A 2,162-nucleotide genomic window follows, 5' to 3' on the forward strand; every position below is an offset into this window, starting at 1 on the left:
CTCGCGCACCAGACCACCGACGCCGACCGCCGGCCCGTCGGCGCCGACCTGCTCTTCCTCGAAGGGACCGTGGTCGGCCGCGACGGGCGGCCCGCACTCGTGCCGGCCGACGGCCCGCCGGTGCTGCTCCACGCTCCGGACGAGCGGCCGGAGTTGGCGTACGCCGACAACCTGCGGCGGCTCGCCGAACGCCCGGGCGGTCAGGTCCGCCTGATCGGCCGGCTCGCCCCCGACCGGCCTTCCGGGGTGGCCGCGCTCGCGCTGACGACCGGCAGCGGTGCGCGCTACGACCTGGGGCTCGACCGCCTTCCGCCCGGCGCCCCCGCGCCCGGCCGCACGGACGGGCCGGCCGGCGACGAGTTGCCCTCGATACCGCCGCTCGCGCCGCCGCCGGTGGAGTGGGAGCTGCTGAGCCGGGCGGTGGGCCGTACGGTGGCGGGCGGTCGCGCGCTGGCCGCCGCCGCGGTCGATCCCGAACTGCCGGGCCGGCTGGTGGCCGCGGGGCTGCCGACGGCCGCCGCGTGCGCGCGCTCGCTGGCGGCCGCGACCCGCGCCCGCCGCCCGGACCCGCTGGGCGCGATGCTGCCCGCCGACCCGGACGCCTTCACCACCGCGTGGCTGGCCGCGGCGCTGTACGCGGGCGCCGCGGCCAGGGAGTTCACTGCAACCGCGTGGGCCGGCAGGACGTCAATCAGCGCGTAGGGGGAGGTCTTCCGAGGCGGGCGCGGCAGCGTGCCCCACGAATGAGGGGGCGCGGATGCGTGACCGGGCCAGACGACTGCGCGGCCGGGCGGCCCGCATCATCCGGACCACCCGGATCGGCCCGCTCCGCCCGCGCACGCCGGACGCACCGGACGCACCCCACACGTCGGGCAGCCCGCGTACATCGGACGCCCTGCCCACGTCCGACGGCCCGCTCGCGCCGGACGGGCCGTGTACGTCCGACGACCCACCCACGTCGGACACCCCGCATACGCCGCACGGCCCGCATACGCCGGACGGCCCGCGCCGCTTCCGCCCCCGCCTTCCCGGCCGCCCGCACCTGCCGCGCACCCGCCACGCCCAACGCCGCCTGCTGCGCTGGGCGGTGGCGCTCTGCGTGCTCGCGCTGCTGCCGATGACCTGGCTGCGGCTCACCCAGGACAGCCGGGTGCGCTCCGAGCAGGACGTGCCGAGCGAGCCCGTCGCCGTGGTCTTCGGTGCGGGGCTGGTCGACGGCACCCCGTCGGCGTACCTCGCCCACCGCCTCGACGCGGCGGTCCGGCTGTACGCGGCCGGGAAGGTACAGGTGATCCTCGCCACCGGCGACAACAGCCGTACGTCGTACAACGAACCGGGCGCGATGCGCACCTACCTGCTCGCGCACGGCGTGCCCAGCTCCCAAGTGGTCCTGGACTACGCCGGGTTCGACACCTGGGACTCCTGCGACCGCGCCAAGCGGATCTTCGGCGTGGACCACGCGGTACTGGTCAGCCAGAGCTTCCACATCGACCGGGCGCTCGCACTGTGCAAGGCCGCCGGGATCGACGCGTACGGCGTCGGCGTCGACGAGCAGCACAACGCCACGTGGTACGCGAGCGGGACCCGGGAGTTGCTGGCCGCGGACAAGGCCGCGCTCGACATCGCGATCAGGCCGAACCCGAAGTTCCTCGGGCGGCAGGAGCCCGGGGTGGCCCGCGCGCTGGCCGCCCCGCCGGCACCGTACGAACCCGTCGATCGGTGAGCCCTGATCGGTGGTAGGGAGCCCACCGATAAAATGACCGTTACGGCCCCCGGTGGCCGCCACCGACCCGAGGGAGCACGCCATGCCGTCCGCCCGGCAGCACACCTACCGGACCGAACTCGTCTGGACCGGCAACCTCGGCACCGGCACGGACTCGTACCGTTCCTACCGGCGCACCCACGAGGTCACCGCGCCCGGCACGCCGGTGATCGCCGGGTCCTCCGACCCGCACTTCCGAGGCGACGCCGACCGCTGGAACCCCGAGCAGATGCTGCTCGCCGCGCTCTCCCAGTGCCACCTGCTCGCGTACCTCCACGTCTGCGCGGTCAACGGCGTCGTGGTGACCGCCTACACCGACCGCGCGGACGGCACCATGACCGAAACCCCCGACGGCGGCGGCCACTTCACCGAGGCCGTGCTCCGCCCCGAGGTCGAAGTC

General features: G+C 75.7%; 2 protein-coding genes and 1 pseudogene. All 3 read left to right on the forward strand.

Annotated elements, in window-relative coordinates; all coding sequences use genetic code 11:
• Nucleotides 1-702, forward strand: a pseudogene (locus tag AC13HU_RS36115) (hypothetical protein); the annotation flags it as partial.
• A gap of 340 nt (nucleotides 703-1,042) precedes the next feature.
• Nucleotides 1,043-1,723, forward strand: a complete 681-nt coding sequence (locus tag AC13HU_RS36120; protein ID WP_483046227.1) for a SanA/YdcF family protein — start codon at nucleotides 1,043-1,045, stop codon at nucleotides 1,721-1,723.
• A gap of 82 nt (nucleotides 1,724-1,805) precedes the next feature.
• The coding region (locus tag AC13HU_RS36125) for an OsmC family protein (protein WP_483046226.1) at nucleotides 1,806-2,162 on the forward strand (357 nt) is incomplete at its 3' end.

The organism is Streptomyces sp. NH27, assembly GCF_056859195.1.